This is a genomic window from Alloalcanivorax xenomutans, assembly GCF_032810065.1.
Taxonomy (GTDB): domain Bacteria; phylum Pseudomonadota; class Gammaproteobacteria; order Pseudomonadales; family Alcanivoracaceae; genus Alloalcanivorax; species Alloalcanivorax xenomutans.
This window is the reverse complement of sequence record NZ_CP136538.1, coordinates 1,872,270-1,896,142: the sequence shown is the minus strand read 5'-3', so window position 1 is coordinate 1,896,142 and position 23,873 is coordinate 1,872,270. Positions and strand designations below refer to the sequence as shown.

The 23,873-nt window shown below is 62.7% G+C and carries 19 protein-coding genes; 6 read left to right on the top strand and 13 right to left on the bottom strand.

Annotated features, from left to right (window positions below; genetic code table 11):
* Nucleotides 1–50 precede the first annotated feature (50 nt).
* Nucleotides 51–1,148, top strand: coding sequence for a GNAT family N-acetyltransferase/peptidase C39 family protein (locus RYH70_RS08890; RefSeq protein WP_284455455.1), 1,098 nt, complete (start codon nucleotides 51–53; stop codon nucleotides 1,146–1,148).
* A gap of 200 nt (nucleotides 1,149–1,348) precedes the next feature.
* On the opposite strand, the gene nqrM is transcribed toward RYH70_RS08890, so the two are convergent.
* The 10 genes from nqrM to tesB all read right to left on the bottom strand — a co-directional run bounded on the left by nqrM (nucleotide 1,349) and on the right by tesB (nucleotide 11,600).
* A complete protein-coding gene (gene nqrM / locus RYH70_RS08885; protein ID WP_022994465.1) occupies nucleotides 1,349–1,585 on the bottom strand; it encodes a (Na+)-NQR maturation NqrM in 237 nt (78 codons plus the stop codon).
* 1 nt (nucleotide 1,586) lies between these two features.
* Entirely contained in the window at nucleotides 1,587–2,615 is a 1,029-nt protein-coding gene (locus RYH70_RS08880) for an FAD:protein FMN transferase (RefSeq protein ID WP_317010091.1), read from the bottom strand.
* 276 nt (nucleotides 2,616–2,891) lie between these two features.
* Complete coding sequence (gene nqrF / locus RYH70_RS08875; protein WP_022994463.1) at nucleotides 2,892–4,121, bottom strand: NADH:ubiquinone reductase (Na(+)-transporting) subunit F; 1,230 nt, start codon at nucleotides 4,119–4,121, stop codon at nucleotides 2,892–2,894.
* Nucleotides 4,122–4,142: 21 nt separating this feature from the next.
* Nucleotides 4,143–4,763, bottom strand: a complete 621-nt coding sequence (nqrE, locus tag RYH70_RS08870; protein WP_022994462.1) for an NADH:ubiquinone reductase (Na(+)-transporting) subunit E — start codon at nucleotides 4,761–4,763, stop codon at nucleotides 4,143–4,145.
* A 13-nt stretch (nucleotides 4,764–4,776) separates the two neighbouring features.
* The gene (locus RYH70_RS08865) at nucleotides 4,777–5,442 is read right to left on the bottom strand and encodes an NADH:ubiquinone reductase (Na(+)-transporting) subunit D (RefSeq protein ID WP_055100753.1); all 666 of its coding nucleotides are present in this window, start codon (nucleotides 5,440–5,442) and stop codon (nucleotides 4,777–4,779) included.
* Nucleotides 5,442–6,260, bottom strand: a complete 819-nt coding sequence (locus tag RYH70_RS08860) for a Na(+)-translocating NADH-quinone reductase subunit C (protein ID WP_022994461.1) — start codon at nucleotides 6,258–6,260, stop codon at nucleotides 5,442–5,444. The genes RYH70_RS08865 and RYH70_RS08860 overlap by 1 nt, the downstream gene beginning before the upstream one ends.
* Nucleotides 6,260–7,513 (bottom strand): NADH:ubiquinone reductase (Na(+)-transporting) subunit B, encoded by a 1,254-nt coding sequence (locus tag RYH70_RS08855; protein ID WP_022994460.1) that lies wholly within the window; start codon nucleotides 7,511–7,513, stop codon nucleotides 6,260–6,262. Before RYH70_RS08855 ends, RYH70_RS08860 begins: the two co-directional genes overlap by 1 nt.
* 1 nt (nucleotide 7,514) lies before the next feature.
* Entirely contained in the window at nucleotides 7,515–8,861 is a 1,347-nt protein-coding gene (locus RYH70_RS08850) for a Na(+)-translocating NADH-quinone reductase subunit A (RefSeq protein ID WP_284455454.1), read from the bottom strand.
* Between the two features lie 317 nt (nucleotides 8,862–9,178).
* Complete coding sequence (locus RYH70_RS08845; protein ID WP_022994458.1) at nucleotides 9,179–10,630, bottom strand: glyceraldehyde-3-phosphate dehydrogenase; 1,452 nt, start codon at nucleotides 10,628–10,630, stop codon at nucleotides 9,179–9,181.
* A 94-nt stretch (nucleotides 10,631–10,724) separates the two neighbouring features.
* On the bottom strand, nucleotides 10,725–11,600 hold the full coding sequence (gene tesB / locus RYH70_RS08840) for an acyl-CoA thioesterase II (protein ID WP_026949983.1): 876 nt from the start codon (nucleotides 11,598–11,600) through the stop codon (nucleotides 10,725–10,727).
* Between the two features lie 280 nt (nucleotides 11,601–11,880).
* On the opposite strand from tesB, the gene mfd reads away from it, so the two are divergent.
* Entirely contained in the window at nucleotides 11,881–15,330 is a 3,450-nt protein-coding gene (gene mfd / locus RYH70_RS08835; RefSeq protein ID WP_317010090.1) for a transcription-repair coupling factor, read from the top strand.
* Nucleotides 15,331–15,561: 231 nt separating this feature from the next.
* Here the strand turns inward: mfd and RYH70_RS08830 are convergent, their stop codons facing one another.
* Together RYH70_RS08830 and RYH70_RS08825 are read right to left on the bottom strand one after the other, a co-directional pair.
* Nucleotides 15,562–16,785, bottom strand: coding sequence for a BaiN/RdsA family NAD(P)/FAD-dependent oxidoreductase (locus tag RYH70_RS08830; protein ID WP_317010089.1), 1,224 nt, complete (start codon nucleotides 16,783–16,785; stop codon nucleotides 15,562–15,564).
* Between the two features lie 116 nt (nucleotides 16,786–16,901).
* Nucleotides 16,902–17,897 carry an IS110 family RNA-guided transposase gene (locus tag RYH70_RS08825; protein ID WP_080530207.1) on the bottom strand — a complete coding sequence of 332 codons (996 nt, stop codon included), beginning with the start codon at nucleotides 17,895–17,897 and terminating at the stop codon, nucleotides 16,902–16,904.
* 505 nt (nucleotides 17,898–18,402) lie between these two features.
* Between RYH70_RS08825 and RYH70_RS08820 the strand changes: the two genes are divergently transcribed.
* The 4 genes from RYH70_RS08820 (at nucleotide 18,403) to RYH70_RS08805 (ending at nucleotide 22,655) form a co-directional block, all read left to right on the top strand.
* On the top strand, nucleotides 18,403–19,440 hold the full coding sequence (locus RYH70_RS08820) for a Leu/Phe/Val dehydrogenase (protein ID WP_317010088.1): 1,038 nt from the start codon (nucleotides 18,403–18,405) through the stop codon (nucleotides 19,438–19,440).
* A 9-nt stretch (nucleotides 19,441–19,449) separates the two neighbouring features.
* Nucleotides 19,450–20,463 (top strand): pyruvate dehydrogenase (acetyl-transferring) E1 component subunit alpha, encoded by a 1,014-nt coding sequence (pdhA, locus tag RYH70_RS08815; RefSeq protein ID WP_080530832.1) that lies wholly within the window; start codon nucleotides 19,450–19,452, stop codon nucleotides 20,461–20,463.
* Nucleotides 20,456–21,463: an alpha-ketoacid dehydrogenase subunit beta gene (locus tag RYH70_RS08810; protein ID WP_022994452.1), complete on the top strand. Its 1,008-nt coding sequence runs from the start codon at nucleotides 20,456–20,458 to the stop codon at nucleotides 21,461–21,463. The genes pdhA and RYH70_RS08810 overlap by 8 nt, the downstream gene beginning before the upstream one ends.
* A 94-nt stretch (nucleotides 21,464–21,557) precedes the next feature.
* Entirely contained in the window at nucleotides 21,558–22,655 is a 1,098-nt protein-coding gene (locus tag RYH70_RS08805) for a dihydrolipoamide acetyltransferase family protein (protein WP_097057952.1), read from the top strand.
* Between the two features lie 182 nt (nucleotides 22,656–22,837).
* Here the strand turns inward: RYH70_RS08805 and RYH70_RS08800 are convergent, their stop codons facing one another.
* Nucleotides 22,838–23,842: a DUF72 domain-containing protein gene (locus tag RYH70_RS08800; RefSeq protein WP_317010087.1), complete on the bottom strand. Its 1,005-nt coding sequence runs from the start codon at nucleotides 23,840–23,842 to the stop codon at nucleotides 22,838–22,840.
* Nucleotides 23,843–23,873: the final 31 nt, after the last annotated feature.

Below are 23,873 nucleotides of genomic sequence, written 5' to 3'. Positions count from 1 at the left end.
TATGCTGCCGTCGTGGCCGTCTTCCGCGGCCGCTGACGAGCACCCGCTAAATGGCATTACGCACCGCCCGCGCCGACGACCTGGACGCCCTGTGCGCCCTGGAGCAACGCTGCTTCAGCAGCGACCGGTTATCCCGCCGCAGCTTCCGCCATTGGCTGCGGCAGAGCCCTTGCGGCCTGATCGTGGCGGAGGAAGAAGGGCACGGTCTGGTCGGTTACGCCCTGGTAATGCTGTACAAAGGCACTCGTCTGGCGCGCCTCTACTCCATCGCGGTGGACGCCAGCCAGCGCGGCAAAGGGCTTGGCGAGCAGTTGCTCGACGCCGCCGAGCACTACGCGCACCGTCATCGCCGGCTTTACCTGCGCCTGGAAGTCCGCGAGGACAACGCCGCCGCCATCCGCCTGTATGAACGGCGCGGTTATCGGCTGTTCGGCCAGACCGCCGACTATTACGAGGACCATCAGGACGCCCTGCGTTTCCAGAAACGGCTGCATTACCGGCCCGACGGCGGCGAGCGGCTGGCGGTGCCGTGGATCCGGCAGAGCACCGATTTCTCCTGCGGCCCCGCCTGCCTGATGATGGCCCGTGCCGCGCTACAGAGCGAACCGCCCAGCGACAGCGAGGAACTGCTGATCTGGCGCGAAGCCACCACCATCTTCATGACCGCCGGACACGGCGGCTGCCACCCGCTCGGCCTGGCCCTGGCGGCGCGCCGACGCGGACTCGCCGCCGAGGTCTGGTGCAATCAACGTGGCCCTCTGTTTCTTGATTCGGTGCGTGATGCGCACAAGAAAAGAGTGATGGAAACGGTCCACCACCACTTCGTCGAACAGGCACAGGCGCAAGCCATTCCGGTGCACTACATGGAACTGGACAGCGAGCGGTTGGATCAGGCGCTGGAAAACGGTGAAGTGGCCATGGTGCTGATCAGCACCTGGCGGCTGGACGGTCGCAAAGCGCCCCACTGGGTGGTGGTGGCCGGCGGCGACCGGGAGTGTTTCTACATCCATGACCCGGACCCGGCGGAGGATCAGATCCCTCTGGACTGCCAATACATCCCCATCGCCCGCGACGGCTTCGACAAAATGGCCCGCTATGGGCAGTCACGGCTGCGTACGGCAGTAATTGTTAAGGCAGTTAAGAGTTAATAGTGAATAGTTAACAGCGAAAAATACAAACGGAGGAGCTTTAGCCGCTGTGGGAGCTTGCCTGCAAGCGAATGGGATTCGCTCGGGCGTTTAGCACTATTCGCTTGCAGGCAAGCTCCCACAGAAATCGTATTGGTGAGATTTTTCTTTCGCTGTTCACTATTAACTCTTAACTGTTACCTGCTTTTTTTCCTGCTTTTTCAGGTTTTCAACACGTCCTTGCCCAGTGTTCCGGCGCGTTTGGCGTTTTCCTGGCGGGTGTTTTCCTCGCAGGCATTGCGGTCACCGCCGCAGATTTCGCAGCCGTCCTTCATGCCCAGCGTTGCCAGGCCGCCACAGGACCCCTTGATCGGCTTGTTGGAGAAGATCACGCCAACGGCCATGGCGGCGAACAGGATGCCGATAACGACAAAGGCGGCAATAAGAGTGGCAAACATATCACTTCTCCTGTTTCTGGCTGTCCAGAACAGCCTGGAAAGCCGGGGTCAGAATTTCTTTTGGCCCCTCATTGGTTCTGACAATGAACAGCACCGGCAGTTCATGCTCGCGGGCGAAGGCGACGCCCTCTTCCGGCCCCAGCACGGTCAGCGCGGTGGCCAGAGCATCCGCCATCATACAGGACTCGTGCAGCACGGTAACCGATGCCAGATGATGAGTAACCGGGTAACCAGTACGGGGATCGATGGTGTGGGAGAACAGCTTACCGTCCTCTTCAAAAAAATTGCGGTAGTCGCCGCTGGTGGCAATGGCGATATCGTGCAGTTTCAGCACTTTCTCCACTTCCCGCTTGCCCACTTCCGGGCGCTCGATGGCCACGCGCCAGGGCTGGCCGTAGGGTTTGGTGCCGGACGCCACCAGTTCGCCACCAACTTCCACCAGATAATTACTGATGCCGGCTTCTTTGAGCACTCCGGCCAGCTTGTCCACGCCAAAGCCCTTGGCGATGGAGGACAGGTCCACATACAGCCCGCCGGGCTGGGTCGCCTCCCGCCCCTGGAGCGTCAGCCGCTGCCAGCCGATGCGCCTCAGCGCTGCCTGGACGTCCTCGTCCGCCGGTGGTTCGAAGCGGTCCGGATCCGGGCCAAAGCCCCATAGATTCACCAAAGGCCCCACGGTGACGTCATAGGCGCCGTTGGTGTCTCCGGACAATTTCAACGCCGCCGCCAGTACCTTGGCGAAATCCTCCGGCAAGGTCTGGACCGTCCCCGCCTCCGCCTGATTGAACCTGGACAGGTCCGAATCCGGCCGATAGGTGCTCATCTCCTGGTTCACCTGCTCCAGGGCCGCCTCCAGCTCGGTCTTGAGTGCCGGAATACCGTCGCGGGGGGAACCGGTGAACTTCACCGACCAGGTGGTGCCCATGGTCGGGCCGGACAACGCCGATAGCCGTTGTTGAGCGTCGTCGCAGGCGCTCAGTATCAACAGCAGCAACAGCGTGAAGGGAATCAGAAAGAGACGGGATTTCATGGCTGCTCCCAGGACAGGGCCCAAACGCCAATACGCGGTATCGATAAACAAAGCCCGGCCATGGTTGGCTATTGTTTCACCCTCTCCCGGCCCGGCCTGCCCTGGCCGGTCGTAAATCATGCTGCGATATGCCACTGGCATATCGGCGGTGGATGCCACCAGACTCGGAGTCACCATCCCTGGCGCGACGCCCGGAGTTTCGCCAACCCCCGGCCCGGCCTTCCCTGGCCGGTCGTAAATCATGCTGCGATATGCCACTGGCATATCGGTCATGATTTACCCACCAAAGTCATCGAGAAGGATGTTCTCGGGCTCCACGCCCAGATCTTCCAGCATCTTGATGACCGCGGCGTTCATCATCGGCGGACCGCACATGTAGTATTCACAGTCCTCCGGCGCCGGGTGATCCTTCAGGTACTGTTCGTACAGCACGTTGTGGATGAACCCGGTGAGGCCAGTCCAGTTGTCTTCCGGTTGCGGGTCGGACAACGCCAGATGCCATTCGAAGTTGTCGTTCTCCTCGGCGAGCTTGTCGTACTCATCGTTGTAGAACGTCTCGCGCCAGCTGCGCGCACCGTACCAGAAGCTCATCTTGCGCTTGGAATGCAAACGCTTGAGCTGGTCGAAGATATGGCTGCGCATCGGCGCCATGCCCGCGCCACCGCCGATGAACACCATCTCCGCGTCGGTGTCCTTGGCGAAGAACTCACCGAAGGGTCCGAACACGGTGATCTTGTCACCCGGTTTCAGGCTGAACACATAGGAGCTCATCAAGCCCGGCTGGATGCCGGAGGAGCCCGGAGGCGGCGTGGCGATCCGGATGTTGAACTTGAGAATGCCCTTCTCTTCCGGATAGTTGGCCATGGAGTAGGCGCGGATCACCTCTTCGGTGTTCTTGGTCTTCAGATCGAAGAACTTGAAGTGCTCCCAGTCGCCGCGATACTCCTCACTGATATCGAAGTCGGAGAAGTTGACTTCGAACGGCGGCGCTTCCAGCTGCACATAACCACCGGCACGGAAGGCCACTTCCTCGCCTTCCGGCAGCTTCAGGGTCAGTTCCTTGATGAAGGTGGCGACGTTGTCGTTGGAGATGACCTCGCACTCCCACTTCTTCACACCGAAGAACTCTTCCGGCACCTTGATCTTCATGTCCTGCTTGACGTTCACCTGACAGCTCAGGCGCCAGCCATCGCGGATCTGGCCCTTGGTGAAGTGGCCTTCCTCGGTGGGCAGGATATCGCCGCCGCCGTCGAGGACCTGACACTTGCACTGGGCGCAGGTGCCGCCGCCACCACAGGCGGAGGACAGGAAAATGCCCTGGTTGGCCAGGGTACCCAACAGCTTGCCACCGGCGGGCGCGTCGATGCCCTTCTCCGGGTCACCATTGATATCGATGTGAACGTCCCCGCTGGCCACCAGCCGGGAACGGGCCACCAGAATCACCGCCACCAGCGCCAATACGATGGCGGTGAACATGGCGACGCCAAGAATGATCTCAAAACTCATAATCTGGCTCTCCCCTTTCCCTTAGAGCTGCACGCCGGAGAACGACATGAAACCCAGGGACATCAGACCCACGGTGATGAAGGTAATGCCCAGCCCCTTCAGACCGTCGGGTACGTCGCTGTACTTCAGCTTTTCCCGGATTCCCGCCAGCAGTGTGATCGCCAACGCCCAGCCGGCACCGGCGCCAAGGCCGTACACCAGCGACTCACCGAAGGCGTAGTCCCGCTCCACCATGAACAGGGAGGCCCCCATGATGGCGCAGTTCACCGTGATCAGTGGCAGGAACACGCCCAGCGCGTTGTACAGCGCCGGCACGTATTTATCCAGGGTCATCTCCAGGATCTGCACGATCGCCGCGATCACGCCGATGTAGCTGAGCAGCCCCAGGAACCGCAGATCCAGAGTGGCCAACGCGGGAATACCGGTCCAGGACAGCGCCCCTTCATTGAGCAGGTAATGCAGAATCAGGTTGTTCACCGGCACGGTAATGGTCAGCACCACGATCACGGCGATGCCCAGACCGATCGCGGTGGAGATCTTCTTGGAGATGGCGATGAAGGTACACATCCCCAGGAAGAAGGCCAGCGCCATGTTCTCGACGAAGACGGCGCGGACGAACAGACTCAGATAATGTTCAAACATGCGGCTTCTCCGTTCAGAACGCGTCGCTGGTGCGGGTGTGCGGCTTCATCTTGAAGACGTCCTCTTCCACCTGCTCCGGCTTCCAGACGCGAATCGCCCAGATGAACAGGCCGATCAGGAAGAAGGCGCTCGGCGGCAGCAGCATCAGGCCGTTGGTGTTGTACCAGCCGCCGTCCACGGTGCGCTCCAGAATCTGGTAGCCGAACAGGCTGCCGGAACCCAGCAGCTCACGGGTGAAACCGAGACCCAGCAGGATCACTGAGTAACCCAGGCCATTACCAACACCGTCCAGGAAGGACGGGATCGGCGGGTTCTTCATGGCGAAGGCTTCCACCCGGCCCATGACGATACAGTTGGTGATGATCAGGCCCACGAACACCGACAGCTGCTTGGAAATGCTGTAGGCGTAGGCGCGCAGGAACTGATCCACCACGATCACCAGTGAGGCGATGATGGTCATCTGCACGATCATGCGGATGCTGCCCGGAATCTGATTACGGATACAGCTGACGAAAAAGTTGGAGAACGCCGTCACCGCCGTCAGTGCGATGCACATGGTCAGCGTGGTGTTCAGATTACTGGTTACCGCCAGGGCGGAGCAGATACCCAGGATCTGCAGCGCGATGGGGTTATTGTCGAAAATCGGACCAAACAGAATGTCCTTGGTTTTCTCCGCCATTACGCTTCTCCTCCGTTGTCGGCCTGGACGGCGGCGGAACCGGCGCCGTCATCGGCCGCTTTCATGCGATCCAGATACGGACCGAACCCGTCTTCCCCTACCCAGAAACGCACCAGATTGTTGACGCCCTTGCTGGTCAGGGTGGCACCGGCGAGGCCGTCCACCTTGTGTTCGGCTCCGGCGGTGCCGGAATCGACGGTGCCCTTGACCACCTGAATGGCCACGTCACCGCTGTCGTCGTGCAGTTTTTTGCCTGGCCACAGGCCCTTCCAGGCCGGGTTGTCCACTTCACCGCCCAGACCCGGGGTTTCACCGTGTTGATAGAAGCCCAGGCCGGAGATGGTCTCGGCGTCCGCCTCCAGAGCCAGGAAGCCATACAGAGTGGACCAGAGGCCGTAGCCGCGCACCGGCAGGATGATACGGCTGAGGTTGCCGTTGTCGTCCCGGGCCAGATACACCTCGGACACGTTCTCCTGCCGTTTGATGCTGGCGATGTCCTGATCAGCGCTCAAACGCTCGCTTTCCGCCGGATCCTTGGCCGCCTTCAGCGGATCGTAGGACTCCGGCTTGTCCACGTACTCGCCGGTTTCCAGGTCGACGAATTTGCGCTCAATGGTATCGAACGCCTTCTGCACGTCCATGCCCGGCTGATACAGCCCGGCGGCCTGGAGAATGTTCACCTGGCGGTCGAGCACCTGGTTCTTCTGCTGCACCGGCCGCAGTGACACGGCGGCGGTGGACACCACCACCGCGCACACCAGACAGACCAACAGGGCGACCAGCAGCGTTCTGCCTACACTTTCGCTATTTCCAGCCATTACGCTACTCCCCCGGTCCGACGCAGGCGACGACGCACGTTCGCCTGGGTAACGAAATAATCAATCAACGGCGCGCACAGGTTGCCGAACAGGATCGCCAACATGATGCCTTCCGGGAAGGCCGGGTTGACCACCCGGATCAGCACGGTCATCACACCGATGACGATGCCAAAGATCAGTTTGCCGGTATTGGTCATGGCGGCCGATACCGGGTCGGTGGCCATGAACACCAGACCGAAGGCAAGACCGCCCACCGTCAGGTGCCAGTACCAGGGCATGGCGAACATCGGGTTGGTGTCGCTGCCGATCAGGTTGAACACGGTGCTCATCGCCGCCATGCCCAGCAACACGCCCAGCATGATCCGCCAGGAGGCGATCTTGGTGAACAGCAGGAAGACCGCGCCCAGACCGATGGCGATCAGCGAGGTCTCGCCGATGCTGCCCTGGATGCCGCCCAGGAAGGTGTTCATCCAGCTCAGGCTCTGGCCGGCATCGGCGCCGATCAGCGCGTTCTGGGCAAGACCGGCGGAAAAGTCCAGATTGCCGCTGGCGGCCAGCGACAGCGGGGTGGCGCCGGAGAAGTTGTCCACCGCGGTCCAGATGGCGTCACCGGACATTTGCGCCGGATAGGCGAAGTACAGGAACGCCCGGCCCACCAGCGCCGGGTTGAGGAAGTTCTTGCCGGTACCACCGAACACTTCCTTGCCGATGACCACGCCGAAGGACACACCCAGCACCACCTGCCAGAGCGGAATCGCCGGCGGCAGAATCAAGGTGAACAGGATACCGGTGACGAAGAAGCCTTCGTTCACTTCATGGCCGCGTTTCCAGGCGAACAGGGCTTCCCAGAAGAAACCGGTCAGATAGACGGCGATCAGGATCGGCACATAGTAGACCAGGCCGTGAACCATATTGGCCCAGAAGTTCTCCTGGCTGAAGCCGGTGAGCGCCGCCACCAGCTCGGTACGCCAACCCGGAATCGGGTCGAAACCGAACTCGGTGATTTGCAGGTTGGCCTGAAAGCCAGTGTTGTACAGACCGAACAGGATCGCCGGGAAAGTGGCGAACCAGACCGTCATCATAATGCGCTTGAGATCGATACCGTCACGTACGTGGGCCGCGGACCGGGTCACCGAGTCCGGGCTGTACAGCATGGTGTCGAACATCTCATAGAAGACGTAGTACTTCTGCAGCTTGCCACCCTCGTGGAAGTGGGGGGCGACTTTGGTATCAAGGTAATTCCGCAGACCCATATCAGCTCTCCACTTCAATGGTGGTCAGGTTGTCGCGGAGGATCGGGCCGTACTCGTATTTGCCGGGGCATACGAAGGTACACAGGGCCAGATCCTCTTCCACCAGTTCCAGCGCGCCCAGGGCGGTGGCGCTGTCGGTATCGCCCACCGCCAGCGCGCGCAGCAGCTGGGTCGGCAGAATATCCAGCGGCATCACTTCCTCGTAGGCGCCGATCGGCACCATGGCGCGCTCACTGCCGTTGGTGGTGGTGGTGAAGTTGAAGCGCTTGCCCGGCATCAGCCTGGAGAGGTAGATGTTCATCACCGAGAAGCGATTGGCACCCGGGGAGATGTAACCCAGCAGGTCGCGCTCATGCCCTTCACGCAGCACGGTGACCTGGTTACACAGACGGCCCAGGTACGCCACCGGACCGCGGGCGTGGTGGCCATTGAACACGGAACCGGAGATCACCCGGTTTTCCCCGTCTTTCAGCTCGCCACGGCAGAAATCGTCGCTCTGCGCGCCCACACGGGTACGCAGCAGGCGCGGCGTTTTCACCTGCGGGCCGGCCAGAGCCACCACCCGCTCGCTGCTGATACGGCCTTCGGTGAACAGCTTGCCGATGGCGATCACTTCCTGGTAGCCCACGGCCCAGACCTGTTTGTTCAAGCTGACCGGATCGAGGAAATGAATATGGGTCCCGGCATTGCCGGCGGGGTGCTTGCCAGCGAAGCTTTCTTCACGGATCTGGCCCTGGGCGAAGGACGGCAGCGTGGACTTGGCCGCCTTGCACACCCAAACCGGCCCTTCGGTGAGACGGGACAACACGGTCAGCCCGTGACGGAAGCTCTGTTCGTTCTCCTGGATCACCAGGGACGGATCCTGACACAACGGATTGGTGTCGATGGCGGTGACGAAAATGGAATTCGGCACGCTCTCCGGTGCCGGCACCTTGCCAAAGGGGCGAGCACGCAACAACGTCCACTCACCGGAATCCACCAGTTGGGTCACCACGGTTTCACGATCCAGGGAAGCCAGTTGGTCCGGCTGATAAGTGGTGAAGGTCACCTCTTCTTCCTGGTCGGCCACTTCGATGACCACGGACTGCAGGACGCGCTTGTGGCCGCGATTGATGGCGACCACCTTGCCTCCGGCCGGCGCGGTGTATTTCACGCCGTCGGTTTTTTTGTCCGTGAAGATCAGCTGACCTTTCTTGACTTGGTCCCCTTCGCGGACTTCCATAGTGGGTTTCATGCCCACGTAGTCGCCGCCGAGCACGGCGACAGAACGGACCTGGTGGCCTTCCTCTATCGCCTGGCGCGGCGCGCCGGCGATGGGCAGGTCCAGTCCCTTCTTGATTTTGATCATAGTGTCTCGCCCACGTTGCGTGTTGCTGATGTCGGGCTGCGCCTTCCTCGGAAGCACTGCACAGGCAGCGGATGGGGGAATTCGCGCAATAACCGGTAATAGCGTCAGGATCACCCGTGAATGAGGATTCAAGGGCCCGGCCCGTCGGCCGGCGCGCGACATTATAATGACCACATGAAAAGTATGCCAGAGAGGCAAGCCCCTCCGATGGTCCCGTATCGCTTCCCGATCGCTTTCCCGCCCCGTTTTACGCCGATACCGGCGAATTCGGGAACGGACGAAAAAAAGCCCGCTAAAGCGGGCTTTCCGTGCCTGACTTATTCCGCCGGATACACCGGGTATTCCACCCCGGAGATCTGCTGCAGAATCCGCAGCACCTGGCAGCTGTAGCCGAACTCGTTGTCATACCACACGTACAGCACGCAGTGGCGGCCGTTGACGATGGTGGCCTCGGCGTCGATGACGGAGGCATGACGGGAGCCGACGAAGTCGGTGGATACCGCGTCCGGGCTGCTGACGAAATCCACCTGGCGCTGCAGCGGAGAGTGCAGACTCACCCAGCGCAGGTATTCGTTCATCTCCTCCAGGCTGGTTTCCTTCTCCAGGGTCAGGTTCAGGATCGCCATGGACACGTTCGGGGTGGGAACGCGAATGGAGTTGCCGGTCAGCTTGCCATTCAGGGACGGCAGCGCCTTGGCCGCGGCGGTGGCGGCACCGGTTTCGGTCAGCACCATGTTCAGCGGCGCGGCGCGGCCACGACGAGGCCCTTTGTGGAAATTATCCAGCAGGTTCTGGTCGTTGGTGTAGGAATGCACCGTTTCCACGTGGCCGTATTCAATGCCGAACTTGTCCTCGATGGCCTTCAGCGGCGGCACGATGGCGTTGGTGGTGCAACTGGCGGCGGAGATGATCTTGTCACCATCGTCGATCATGTCGTTGTTGACGCCGTGCACGATGTTCTTGAGGTTGCCTTTGCCCGGCGCCGTCAACATCACACGGGCAATGCCCGGACATTGCAGATGCTGGGACAGGCCTTCCTCGTCACGCCATTTGCCGGTGTTGTCGATCAACACGGCGTTCTCGATACCGTACTGGGTGTAGTCGACGGACGCCGGATCGTTGGAGTAGATCACCTTGATGTAGTTGCCGTTGGCGATGAGGGCGTTGTCTTCCTCATCCACGGCGATGGTGCCGGCGAACGGGCCGTGCACGGAATCACGGCGCAGCAGGCTGGCGCGCTTCTGCAGATCGCCCTTGCCGGACTCACGCACCACGATCGCCTTCAGGCGCAGGCCATCGCCGGAGCCGGCTTTCTCGATCAGCAGGCGGGCGAGAATACGGCCGATACGGCCGAACCCGTACAGCACCACATCGGTACTGCCGGCCAGTTTGGCCTTGTTTTCCACTGCCTCGGAGAGCGCTTCACGGACGAAGTCTTCCACCGACAGGCCGCGATTGTCGTTTTTGTACTCAACCGCCAGCTTGCCGATGTCCAGACGGCAGGGGCCCAGGTCCAGCTTGACCGCTTCCTGGAGGATGGGGAACGAATCCACCACGGACAGACCGCTGTCGGACAGGCCGTCTTCAATCTGCTTAACAAAACGGTGGGTCTTGAGAATCTGGATAACGGACTTGTTAACCAGGGAACGGCTATAGACCGTGGTGGTCACGTTCTTTTCCCGGTACAGCCGACCGATCATCGGAATCATCGCCTCGGCGATTTCCTCACGGTTTTTCCATCGTCCGAAGTGGTCTTCCAGTTTGTTCACGGATGAGCCCCTCTCAATTGGGTTCCTGGGGGCGCGCATAATAGCGCCAACGCGGGGGTTTATCCACCCGCCACGCGCTCTGCCCCCGGGCTTTCTACACTGGCTTGGCGCTGGGCCGCAGCCGCATCAGCCCTTCCTGGGCCACCGATGCCACCAGAGTGCCGTCCTGACGGTAGATGGCGCCGAAAGTCAGCCCCCGGGCACCGGCGGCGCCGGGGCTCTGGCAGTCATAAAGCAGCCAGTCGTCCACCTGGAAATCATCGTAAAACCACATGGCATGGTCGATGCTGGCGCACTGGATATCGCTCTGCCAGAAGGTCATGCCGTGGGGCTGCATGGCCGTGCCCATGAAACCGAAATCAGAACAATAGGCGAGCAGCGCCCGCTGGGTCATACGATCGGCGGTGACCCTGTCGCTGACCCGGAACCAGAAGCGTTTGAGCGGCTCCCGGCTTTCCGGCGCGAACAGGTCCTTGGGGGTCACCGGCCGAAACTCCACCGGCCGTTCACGCAGGAAAGCACCACGGAACTGCTCCGGAATCTGCTCCACCACCCGCATGCGGGCACTTTCATCGCTTTCCAGGCTGTCCGGCTCCGGCACGTCCGGCATGGTATTCTGGTGCCGGCCGCCCTCTTCCTCCACCTGGAACGACGCGGACAGGCTGAAGATCGGCCGGCCGTGCTGGATCGCGTTGACCCGGCGGGTGGTGAAGCTCTTGCCGTCACGGATCCGGTCCACGTCATAGATCACCGGCACGCGGATATCCCCGGGCCGCAGGAAATAGGCATGCAGGGAGTGGGCCGGGCGGTCCTCCGACACTGTCATGGACGCCGCCAGCAACGCCTGGCCGGCCACCAGGCCACCGAAAATACTGCGCTGGCCATTGGCCTCGGTCTGACCACGGAACAGGTTGTCCTCCAACCGTTCCAGGGTAAACCGGTTCATTAGTTCCGCGACGGACTCTCTCATAGTTCTCCCCAGCTGTGGTGCGCGCATAGGCGCGCAATAGTACCGCAAACGCAGGCCAGGCTCTAAAGCAAAAGCGTCGCGCCCGCGGATCGCTTCGCTCCGTGATTCGCTGGCACGCCGACCGTTCTTCCCACCGAAAGGGCTCCGAAGCCGCTGAGGGAGCTTGCCCGCAAACGAATCTTTTGGTCCAGGAACCCAATTCGCTTGCAGGCAAGCTCCCTCAGTGGCTTCGTCCGACCCCCCTGCCCCTGCTACAATGCGCCCGCGCTGGAGACCTTTGATGACCCTGTTACCCGATTCTTCCCTGTTTTCCACCGGACGTGAACACTACCGCGACTGGCGCGATCCCGGCGCCGGCGGTCTGGCGGCGGTACTGGCGGAACTGGCCCGCCGTGATGAGGGCCTGCTGCTGGTGGCCGCGCCGTCCAGCAACCGTGCCCAGCAACTGGCGGATTCCCTGTCCTTTTATCTGGCGGACCGGGAAGTGCCGGTGCGGCTGTTTCCGGACTGGGAAACCCTGCCCTACGATCTGTTCAGTCCCCACCAGGACATTGTCAGCGACCGCATCCAGGCGCTGCACTGGCTCGGTCAGGCCCGCGGTGGCGTCCTGGTGGTGCCGGTGAACACGCTGATGCAGCGGCTGGCGCCGCCGATCCATATCAATGGCAATCATTTCCAGCTCAAGGTCAACGACACCTTCGACATGGAAGCCACCCGCCAGCAGTTGGTGGCCTGCGGCTACCGGCAGCGCGACAACGTCTACGAACACGGCGAGTTCGCCGTGCGGGGCGCCATCATGGATATCTTCCCCATGGGCGCGACACAACCGTTCCGGGTGGAACTGTTCGACCAGGACATCGAATCCCTGCGTCTGTTCGACCCGGAGAGCCAGCGCTCCACCGGCCAGGTCCAGGAAATCAATCTGCTGCCGGCGGCGGAGTACCCGCTCAGTCAGGACGGCATCCGCCATTTCCGCGGTGCCTTCCGGGAAACCTTCGACGTGGAGCCAAGAAAAGTCCCGCTCTATGAAGAAGTGTCCGAAGGCATCGCCAGCCCGGGGCTGGAGTACTACCTGCCGCTGTTCTTCGAGCAACTGGCCACTTTGTTCGACTATCTGCCGGCCAACGCCCGGGTGGTGGAACTGGCCGAATGCGAAGAGGCCGCCAACCACTTCTGGGACGAAGTCAATCAGCGCTATGAATCCCGCCGCCACGACATCCGCCGGCCGGTGCTGCCGCCGCACAGCCTGTTCCTGCGCCCGGACGAGTTGGCCGGCGCCTGGAAAACCCTGCCCCGGGCCCGGGTGCGCGACTCCGAACAGGCGCTGACGTTCAACCTGGCGCCCTCACCCCGGCTTGCCGCCGACCCGCGCAGCGGCAATGTACTGGCGCCCTTGCATACCTTCTCCGATGCTCACCCGGACACCCGCATCCTGGTGGTCGCGGAAACCGCCGGGCGCCGCGAGGCACTGCTCGATCTGATGCAAAAGGTCTCGATCCAGCCGGCACTGAAAGAAGGCTGGCGGGACTTCCTCGACGCCCCCGAGCGCTGGAATCTGACCCGGGGCGAGCTGGACGCCGGCTTTTACGCGCCGGACCACGATTTGCTGGTGGTCAGCGAAAGCGAACTGTACGGCGAGCGGATCATGCAACGGCGGCGGCGCCGCACCAGCGAGGACAGCGGCCAGGATCTGGCGGTCCGCTCCCTGGGCGAGCTCACCATTGGCGCCCCGGTGGTGCACCTGGACCACGGCGTCGGCCGCTATCAGGGCCTGGTGCACATGACCGTGGATCATCAGCCCCATGAATTCCTGCTGCTGGAATACGCCGGTGGTGACAAGCTCTATGTGCCGGTGTCCTCGCTGCATCTGATCAGCCGCTACGGCGGCGGCGAACACCCACCGCTGAATCGTCTGGGCAGCGAGCAATGGAGCAAGGCGCGGCAAAAAGCCGCGGAAAAAATCAACGATGTGGCGGCGGAACTGCTCAACACCTATGCCCGCCGCGAAGCCCGCGAAGGCCGGGCTTTCCTGCTGGAGCAAGAGGATTATCAGCGCTTCGCCAGCGGTTTTCCGTTCGAGGAAACCCCGGACCAGGAAAACGCCATCAACGCGGTGATCGCCGACATGCAACGGCAAAAACCCATGGACCGCCTGGTCTGTGGCGATGTCGGTTTCGGCAAAACCGAGGTGGCCATGCGCGCTGCTTTCGTGGCGGTCCAGAACGGCACCCAGGTAGCGGTACTGGTCCCCACCACCCTGCTCGCCCAGCAGCACTATGAATCCTTCGTCGACCGTTTCGCCGACTGGCCGGTGCAGATCGAAGTGCTGTCCCGTTTCCGCAGCGCCAAGGACAAAAGCCAGGTGCTGACACGGCTTGCCGAGGGCAAGGTGGATATCGTCGTCGGCACCCACCAGTTGCTGCAAGAGAATGTCAGTTTCAAGGACCTGGGCCTGATCATTGTCGACGAGGAACACCGTTTCGGCGTGCGCCACAAAGAGCGGCTCAAGGAAATGCGCGCCGAGTGCGACATCCTCACCCTCACCGCCACACCGATTCCGCGCACCCTGAACATGGCGCTCAGCGGCATGCGCGACATTTCCATCATCGCCACGCCGCCGCAGCGGCGCCTGTCGGTGAAAACCTTCGTGCGGCAACGGGACGACACCGCCCTCAAGGAAGCCATCCTGCGGGAGTTGCTGCGTGGCGGTCAGGTCTACTACCTGCACAACGACATCGACACCATGAGCCGCGCCGCCGAACAGATCCAAGCGCTGGTGCCGGACGCTCGGGTCGGCATCGCCCACGGCCAGATGCGCGAACGGGAACTGGAAGCGGTAATGGGCGACTTCTACCATCGCCGTTTCAACGTGCTGGTGTGCACCACCATCATTGAAACCGGCATCGACGTACCCAGCGCCAACACCATCATCATCGAGCGCGCCGACAAACTCGGCCTGGCGCAGTTGCACCAACTGCGGGGACGGGTCGGCCGCAGCCACCACCAGGCTTACGCCTACCTGGTCACGCCTTCCCCCAAGGCGATGACCAAGGACGCGCTGAAACGGCTGGAAGCCATCGAACAAGCCACCGACCTGGGTGCCGGCTTCGTGCTCGCCAGCCAGGATCTGGAAATCCGCGGCGCCGGCGAGCTGCTCGGAGAAGAACAGCACGGCAACATGGAAACCATTGGTTTCACGCTCTACATGGAAATGCTGGAGCAGGCGGTGGAAGCACTCAAACGTGGTGAGCAACCGGACACCGCCAAACCGCTGTCCGGCGGCCCGGAAGTCAACCTGCGGGTTCCCGCCCTGATTCCGGAAGACTACCTGCCGGACGTGTTCACCCGCCTGACCCTGTACAAACGCATCGCCGGCTGCAAAACCGGCGACCAGTTACGGGAATTGCAGGTGGAAATGATCGACCGTTTCGGCCTGCTGCCGGAACCGGTGAAAACCCTGTTCAAGGTCACCGCTTTGCGGCAACAGGCGGAAGCGCTGGCCATCACCCGGGTGGACGCCAACGCCGCCGGCGGCAAACTGGAATTCGCCGAACGCACCCCGGTGGACCCGCTCACCGTGGTCAAACTGATGCAGAACGCCCCCAACCGCTACCGCCTGGAAGGCGCCCACACCCTGCGCTTCCAATTGCCGTCGGAAACCGCCGATGAACGCGTTCAGTTAGTCGAGCAGCTGTTGGAACATCTGGCGGGGAACGGGAAAGCACCGTGAAAAAGGCAAGGAATAGTGAATAGTTAACAGTGAATAGGGAAAAAACGGCGTTGCGGATTTGCAGGGAGGTTTTGCAAATTAGCAACACTGACGTTAAGCATCGTACTTTCTTTGAAAACACTTTCTTTAAAAACAATGAGGCCGCGCCCAACTCCTGAGCGCGGCCTCACTGTCTTCCAATCACTCTGCTCTATCTCGCGTCGCTGTTCCCTGTTCCCTGTTCCCTGTTCACTATCCACTATTAACTGCCTTTCCCGCCGCCACCGCGCTGGCCCAGGCCCACTGGAAGTTGAAACCACCGAGCTGGCCGGTGACGTCGAGCACTTCGCCGATGAAGTACAGGCCGGGAACGGTTTTGACGTCGAAGGTTTTGGAGGAGACGGCGTCGGTATCGACACCGCCGAGGGTAACTTCGGCGGTGCGGTAGCCTTCGGTGCCGGAGGGTTTGAAACGCCAGCCCTTGAGCACGGCGGCGATGCTGGCCAGGCGTTCGTTGCTCTGGTGCTGCAGCGGGCCTTGCCAATCGAACCGCGCCACCAGAGCCGCCGCCAAACGCTGGGAAAAGAACGAGCGTAACCAGCACTCCACGGTGCCGTTGGGATGTTGCTTGCGCTCTTCCAGCAGAGCCGCGTAAGGCTCCGCCAGCATCGGCAACCAGTCCACGGTAACGTCGGCGCCCGCTTGCCAGAACGCGGACACCTGCAGCATGGCGGGCCCGGACAAGCCCCGGTGCGTGATCAACATGGGCTCGGAGAAAGACCGGCCCCCGGCTTCCGCGCGAACCTCGGCGCTGACGCCGCTGAGTTCCGCCAGCCATGCCTTGTCCGCGGGTTGCAGCGTGAACGGCACCAGCGCGGCGCGGGTCGGCAACACGTTCAGACCGAACTGTTCCGCCACTTTATACCCGAACGGGCTTGCCCCCATGGTGGGAATGGAAAGCCCGCCACTGGCGATGATCAGCTTGCTGGCGCGCACCGCGCCATCGTTGGTGCGCAGCGTGAAGCCTCCTTCCGCTCGCCCCGTTCCCGGTTTACCCACCGGCTGATCATTGATGTGCGTTACCGTCGTGTTCAACCGGACTCTGGCGCCAGCCCATTCGCATTCGGTGAGCAGCATCTCCACGATCGCTTTACTGGAGTCGGCGCAGAACAACTGCCCTGGCGCTTTTTCCACATACTCGATGCCGTGCCGCTCCACCAGCTCGACGAAATGCCAGGGCGTATAGCGGCTCAACGCGGATTTGCAGAAGTGCGGATTGGCGGAAACGAAATGGGCCGGCGTGGTGTTGAGATTGGTGAAATTACAGCGCCCGCCGCCGGACATGAGAATCTTCTTGCCGGGCTTGTTGGCATGATCCAGCACCAGCACCGAGGCGCCCCCATAGCCGGCGGTGGCGGCGCACATCAGCCCGGCGGCACCGGCACCGATGATCACCACGTCGTACTGTTCCGCCATGCCGCTACACCCTCATTCGCTGAAGCCGCGCAGCATAACGGGATGCCGGCGGAGGTGCCAGATGTGGGTTCTGGACGGAGGTAACGACAAGGCGCCTGTAGATACCCTGTTCGATATCAAGCGTTTTGAAGCCCTTGAGGCTGAAATAAACGCGATGAATCGAATGGGGTATCGGTCTTCAAACAGGCCCACAGGCCGGTGAGGTATTTACGCATCACCGCTACCAGAGCCTGGATCTTCTTCTTGCCCCGCGCCACCAGAGCCTCATAGAACGCCTTGGCGTTGGGATCATAGCGCACCGCCGATAGCGCCGGCATATACAAGGCGGAGCGTAGGTAAACATTGCCCGCCTTACTGATGCGTCCAGGCCGGTTCACACTGGTTCCAGACTGGTGCTGACGCACATCCAACCCCGCATGCCGACTGACCTGACTGGACTTCAGATCCCGTGGCAGCACGCACAACTCCGCCAGGACCGACAAGGCTGTCGCCTCTCCAACACCCTTGGCCGCCAACAGATGCTCATACTGACGCTGCAGTACGGGAGCCTCGGCCATCAGCTCCAGGGCGGCCTGGCGAAGCCGCTCAATACGGCTCTCCAGAGTGGCGATGCCGTCCTGCTCATCCTCGATCAGCAGAGCCGGAGTGGAGCGGGTGGCCTTCAGAGCATGCAACCGGTTCTTAGCCTGAGCCCGGCTGCCCACCAGCCGGTTGATCTGTCGTCCCAAGCTTCTCAGCGCCTGGTGCTGCTGATCGGGCGGCGTCCACAGCGCCGGGGCCATACGCTGGCCGTATTCGGCCAACAGATCCGCATCGATGCCGTCGGATTTACTGGTCTGCAGCTTCAACTCAGCGAAATGGCGGAAACTCTTGGGGTTGATCACCGCGACCGGCAGGCCCGCGTCGGCCAGTGCCACCGCCAGATCGAAATAATAGATGCCCGTGGCTTCCATCACGATCAGGGCCGGCTTGGCCTTCTTCAGCTGTGAGATCAGAGCCGCGTGCCCCTCCACGGTCTGTTTGTACTGCTTGGGCTGAGAGGCCTTGTCGCCTTGCCGAATCACGGCATCCACGCTGTAAGCACTGATATCCAAGCCCACATTAACTGACACGTCACTTCACCCCAGGTCATTGATTAGAGACAATGGGCACCGGTTCCCCGACCTCGCACTGCTTGCCACTACCGACCTTGTGGATACGAAGTCCCTTGGTGGGCTTCGGGATACCCTTCGGAGTGAGCAATGAGGCGGGGAGCCGCTCTACAGACGAAGTCAGACCACGCTGCTTCCAGGAGCGAACGGCCTCCCCGGTAACCGTGTTAAACCCTATCAATATCTTCCGGGGCAACATACAAGGAGCTTGCCCTGCAAGCGAATGTTATCGGTACGGCCCATTCGCTTGCGGGCAAGTTCCCTCGGCGGCTTCGTGGCGTAATCCGTGGGAGCCAGCCCGCTGGCGAAATACCCAACCCCGCTAACCCCTCCCCGCCATATAACCAATCGATCCAAGCACCCTCTCCAAACCCGCGCTATGGTTTAAGCAAAGGGGCCGTGATCCGGCCCCGGAACCGCCCACAGCGGGCTTACCGGCCCCCGGGACGACAAGGAGAGCGTTGCCATGTTCGCTAACCTCGAACGGACCAACGTTGCCGAGCTGCACCTGCATCGTGATCCGCACTCCGGGCTGCGTGCCCTTATCGCCATTCACTCCACCCAACTGGGTCCCGCCGTCGGCGGCTGCCGCTGCCTGCGCTACGACGACGAGGACGCCGCGCTAGAAGACGTCACCCGCCTGGCCCGAGGCATGAGCTACAAGGCCGCCCTTGCCGGGCTGCCCCTGGGCGGCGGCAAGGCGGTGATTCTGGAACCGCCGGACGGCTATGACCGGGGCGCCCTGTACCGGGCCTTCGGCCGCGCCGTGGACAGCCTCAATGGCCGCTACACCACCGCGGTGGACGCTGGCACCCGCCTTGAGGATCTGGACCAGGTGGCCCGTGCCACCCGTCATGTCTGGGGCTACAGCGGCGACGGCCTGGACCCTTCACCGCTCACCGCCCTGGGCGTGTTCGCCGCCCTTGATGCCAGCGTGCGCCAGCGGCTGGGCCGGGACAGCCTGCGCGGCCTGCACTTCGCCGTGCAGGGCGTGGGGCACGTGGGCAGCCGCCTGGCACTGCTGCTGACCCGGGCCGGCGCCCGCCTCACCCTGGCCGATGCCGATGCCAAACGGGCCGGCGAACTGGCCGCCCGGCTGGGGGCCTGGATCGTGCCCGCCGACGCCATCTACGACGTGCCCTGCGACGGCTTCGTGCCCTGCGCTCTCGGCGCCGTGCTCAACCGCGACACCATTGCCCGGCTGCGCGCGCCGCTGGTGGCGGGCAGCGCCAATAATCAACTGGCCGGGGACGAGGACGGTGAACGGCTGCGCCAGCGGGACATCCTTTATGCGCCGGATTACGTCACCAATGCCGGCGGCCTGATCGCCCTGGCGCTGGGGCACGCCGGCGCCGGCCGGACCCGTATCCGCCAGCAGGTGCTCGCCGTCGGCACCACCCTGACGCAGATCTTCCGCGAAGCGGAACGGGCCGGCTGGTCCACCAGTGCCACCGCCGACGATCTGGCGGAACAACGGCTCAATGGCCACCGCAACGTGGCCTGAGGAGGTGTTATGAGAACCGACCATGACAACCGCCGGGTGACGGCCTACAAGACCATGGCATTGATCCGTCACTTCGATAAAAAAGCGGTGAACCTGCAACGCACCGGGCGGCTGGGCACCTATGCCTCCTGCCTGGGCGCCGAAGCGATCGGCACCGCCGCCGGGCTGGCGCTGACCCGGGACGATTACTTCGTGCCCTACTACCGCGACCACGCCACGCTTTATCTGCGCGGCGTGCCGCTGCATCAAATCCTGCAGTACTGGGGCGGCGACGAGCGTGGCAACGCTTTTCCCGCGACCAGCGACGCGCGCCGCGACCTGCCCTACTGCGTGCCCATCGCCACCCAGTTGACCCAGGCCGCCGGCATCGCCAGCGCCGCCAAGCTGCGCCACGAGCACGCCGCCGTGCTCGCCACCTGCGGCGACGGCGCCACCTCACGGGGTGATTTTTACGAAGCGCTCAACGTGGCCGGCGTCTGGCAGCTACCGCTGGTGGTGCTGATCAACAACAATCAGTGGGCCATCTCCGTGCCCCGGGGCTTGCAGACCGCCTGCGCCAGTCTGGCCGACAAGGCGGTGGCCGCCGGCATCCCCGGCGTGCAGGTGGACGGCAACGACCTGGACGCCCTGCTCGAAGTACTGGACCACGCCCTTGAGCGGGCCCGTGCCGGCAAGGGCGCCACTCTGATCGAAGCGATCAGCTACCGGCTCAGCGATCACACCACCGCCGACGATGCCAGCCGCTACCGCAAGGCCAGCGATCTGCACCGGGCCTGGCAGAACGAGCCGGTGCGGCGCCTGCGCGACACCCTGGCCGAGGCCGGCCTGTGGGATGCCCAGCGGGAAACCGACTGGCAGCAACAGTGCGAGCGCACCGTGGAAGAGGCCATCGACACCTATCTGAATCTGCCCCCCGCCCCGGCCACCGACATGCTCGATTACCTTTACGCGGAATTGCCCGCCGCCCTGCGCGACCAGCGCAACGCCCTGGCGGTGGTGGACCAGGAGGTGCGTCATGGCTGAACTACAGACTCACGGCGCCCACGCCGTACCGATGAACCTGCTGGAAGCGGTCAACCGCGCTCTGACCCGGGCCATGGCCGAGGACGACAGCGTGGTGCTGCTCGGCGAGGATATCGGCACCAACGGTGGCGTGTTCCGCGCCACCGAAGGCCTCAAGCAACAATTCGGCTGCCGCCGGGTGATGGACACGCCACTGGCGGAAAATCTGATCGCCGGCCTGGCCGTGGGCATGGCCAGCCAGGGGCTGAAACCGGTGGCGGAGATCCAGTTCATGGGTTTCATTTACGCCGCCCTGGAACAGATCCTCAGCCACGCCGCCCGTTTACGTAACCGCACCCGCGGCCGGCTCAGTTGTCCGCTGGTGATAAGGGCGCCCTACGGCGGCGGCATTCACGCGCCGGAACATCACAGTGAAAGCACCGAGGCCCTGTTCGCGCATATCCCCGGCCTGCGTGTGGTGATGCCGTCCTCGCCGTCCCGCGCCCACGGCCTGCTGCTGGCCGCCATCCAATGTCCGGACCCGGTGATCTTCCTGGAACCGAAGCGGCTGTACCGGCTGAAACGGCTGCCGGTGGTGGCGGACGGCGATCCCCTGCCGCTGGATACCTGTTTCACCCTGCGCACCGGCGACGATCTCACCCTGATCAGCTGGGGCGCGGCCATCCACGAAACCCTGGGTGCCGCCGATCAACTGGCGGCGGAAGGCATCAACGCCGAAGTGATCGACGTGGCCTGTCTGAACCCATTGGACCGGGATACCCTGGTGGCATCAGTAAGCCGCACCGGCCGTGCCGTGATCGTTCATGAAGCCCCCGGGCACGGCGGCATGGGAGCTGAAATCGCCGCCACCCTCGCCAACCAGGCGCTGCTGCATCTGCGCTCTCCGGTGGAGCGGGTTACCGGCTATGACTGCCCGATGCCCTATTTTCAACTGGAGCAGCATTATCTGCCGGATGAGGAACGAATCGTGGCGGCGGCGAAACGGACTTTGGCGTATTAAAAAGAACAGCCAGATGCCAGACGCCTGACGCTTTTAAAAAGAATGTAAAGCGTTTGGCGTCCAGCGTCCGGCGACGACCAACGGGAGTCTCACCATGAGCTACTTCACCCTGCCGGACCTGGGCGAAGGCCTTCAGGAAGCGGAAGTGATCGAATGGCACGTCAAGGAAGGCGATGAAGTGAACGTGGACCAGGTGCTGTTGAGCGTGGAGACGGCCAAGGCCATCGTCGATATTCCGGCGCCCAAGGCCGGTGTCGTCGCCCGTCGCTTCGTCGCCGAAGGCGATTTGGTGCACACTGGAGAGCCGCTGCTGGCCTTCGAGGGCGAGGAGGACACCAGCCAGAGCGTGGTGGGTGAACTGGCCAGTGGACAGGACGGCGACCGTGATGACTTTATCATCGGCGCCGCCGCCGGCAGCCAGGGCGGCCCTGGCGCGGCGCCGGCGATCCGCGCCCTGGCTCAACATCTCGGCGTGGATCTGGAGCGCCTCAAGGGCAGCGGTCCGGGCGGCACCATCACGCTCAACGATGTGCAGCAGCACGCCAGACTGAAACAAAGCCATGGTGACAGCACGCCACTCAAAGGGGTCGCCCGCAGCATGGCCAAAACCATGGCCAGCGCTGGCCAGCAGGTGGTGCCGGTCAGTCTGTTCGATCAGGTCAGCATCCGCCATTGGAGCGCCGGCACCGACATCATGTTGCGTCTGATCCACGCCATCGTCGCCGGCTGCCGGGCGGAACCGACGGTCAATGCCTGGTTCGACGGCGATCAACTGAGCATGCGCAAAGTGGAAAAGATTGATCTGGGGATTGCCGTGGACACCCCGGATGGCCTGTTCGTGCCGGTGCTGCGCGACGTCGCCAACCGGGATGACGGCGATCTGCGCGAAGGCCTCGACCGCCTGCGCCGCGACGTGGAGCAGCGCAGGATCCCGCCAAAGGAACTGCAAGGGGCCACGCTGTCACTGAGCAACTTCGGCACCCTCGGCGGCCGTTTCGCCACGCCGGTGGTGGTCCCTCCACAGGTAGCCATTGTCGGCGCCGGCAAGGCCTTCACACAGCCCGGATTCAACAACGGCGAGGTGTTCGAGGACAAACAACTGCCGCTATCGCTGACCTTCGATCACCGGGCTCTGAACGGCGGCCAGGCGGCGCGCTTCCTGGCGGCCTTGCTGCAATCGCTGGCGAACTAGGGCCTGTTCACCCTATTTCCATCGCGCCTGTTGCGGCTAAAACGTCACCACTCCGCGTTACTCGTCGTTTATTTGGAATGACCAAACCGCGCGCCCTCCGCCTGGCTGGAGGCAAAAAGGGCATCCAGCAGGCGCGATGGAAATAGGGTGAACAGGCCCTAGCGCGATATGGCGCCATTGCATCAAGCCAGCCCGATCCGGGCCCGTACCGCCTCGGCCAGCGCCACCACCGATAATGGCGAACAACCTTCCGCTTTATTACTGAGCGTCACATAAGCCGGCTGCCCCGCGCCCACGGTGCCGGCGATCACCTTGGCCAGGGCCTCGCGGGTCTCCGAGTCCGGATCCACCAGTTTGTCGAACGGCGAATACTGATCCCGCGCCCTCTCGTAACCGTAAGCGCCGTGTTTCACATTGAGATTCCAGCGGCACACCAAAGGTCCGGGCCAGAGCGCGCGCAGGATCGGCAGTTGTTCGGCAATGGGCGGCATCTTGCCATGGAGTCCGAGGCAGTAAGTAGTTCCGGTGTCTTTCAGAGCGTCAACAAATGCCGGGGTGAGCCATTGCCGATCGCGTACCTCCACCGCCACCACCGCATCCGGGCAACGGGCCCGGAGCCCGGACGCGTTTCGCAACAGTGTATGCAGCCCTTCGATCAGCCGTTCCATTTCTTTGAGCCAGTGAGCGGGCAACGGACTGATTTGAAATACCAGCGCCCCCAGCTTCGGCCCGAGCCCGATACCGGCCGGTTCGATGAATTCGGCCTGTGCGGCCGTCGCATCCAGGAAATCCGGGTTGATCTTCTGCCCCTTGCCGCCGGCGCCACGCAACAGGGCATCGGTCACCCGGCTTGGTGCCTTGACCACGAAGCGGAAATCATCGGGAACCTGCTCCGCGTGATCGGCGTATTGGTCCACGCTCAACGGCCGGTAAAAGCCGCGGTCGAGACCGACGGCGCGAAACAGCGGATGTCTGGCATAAGCATCCAGCCCGCGGCGGGACAGCTGCTCTTCGCTGTAGAGTTTGTCCCAGACCAGCCCGGCCCAGCCCGGATAATGCCAGGACGAGGTACCCATTCGGAGCGCCTCCGGCAAATCCGCCGCCAGCGGGATCAGCGACGGCTCCGGCGTGGCTGCCCGCACTTCGGAAGCGGTGCCACCGTCATCAGGAAAAAGTGCATTTTGCATGACGCTCTCATTCCTCCGGATAGTGCGCCCG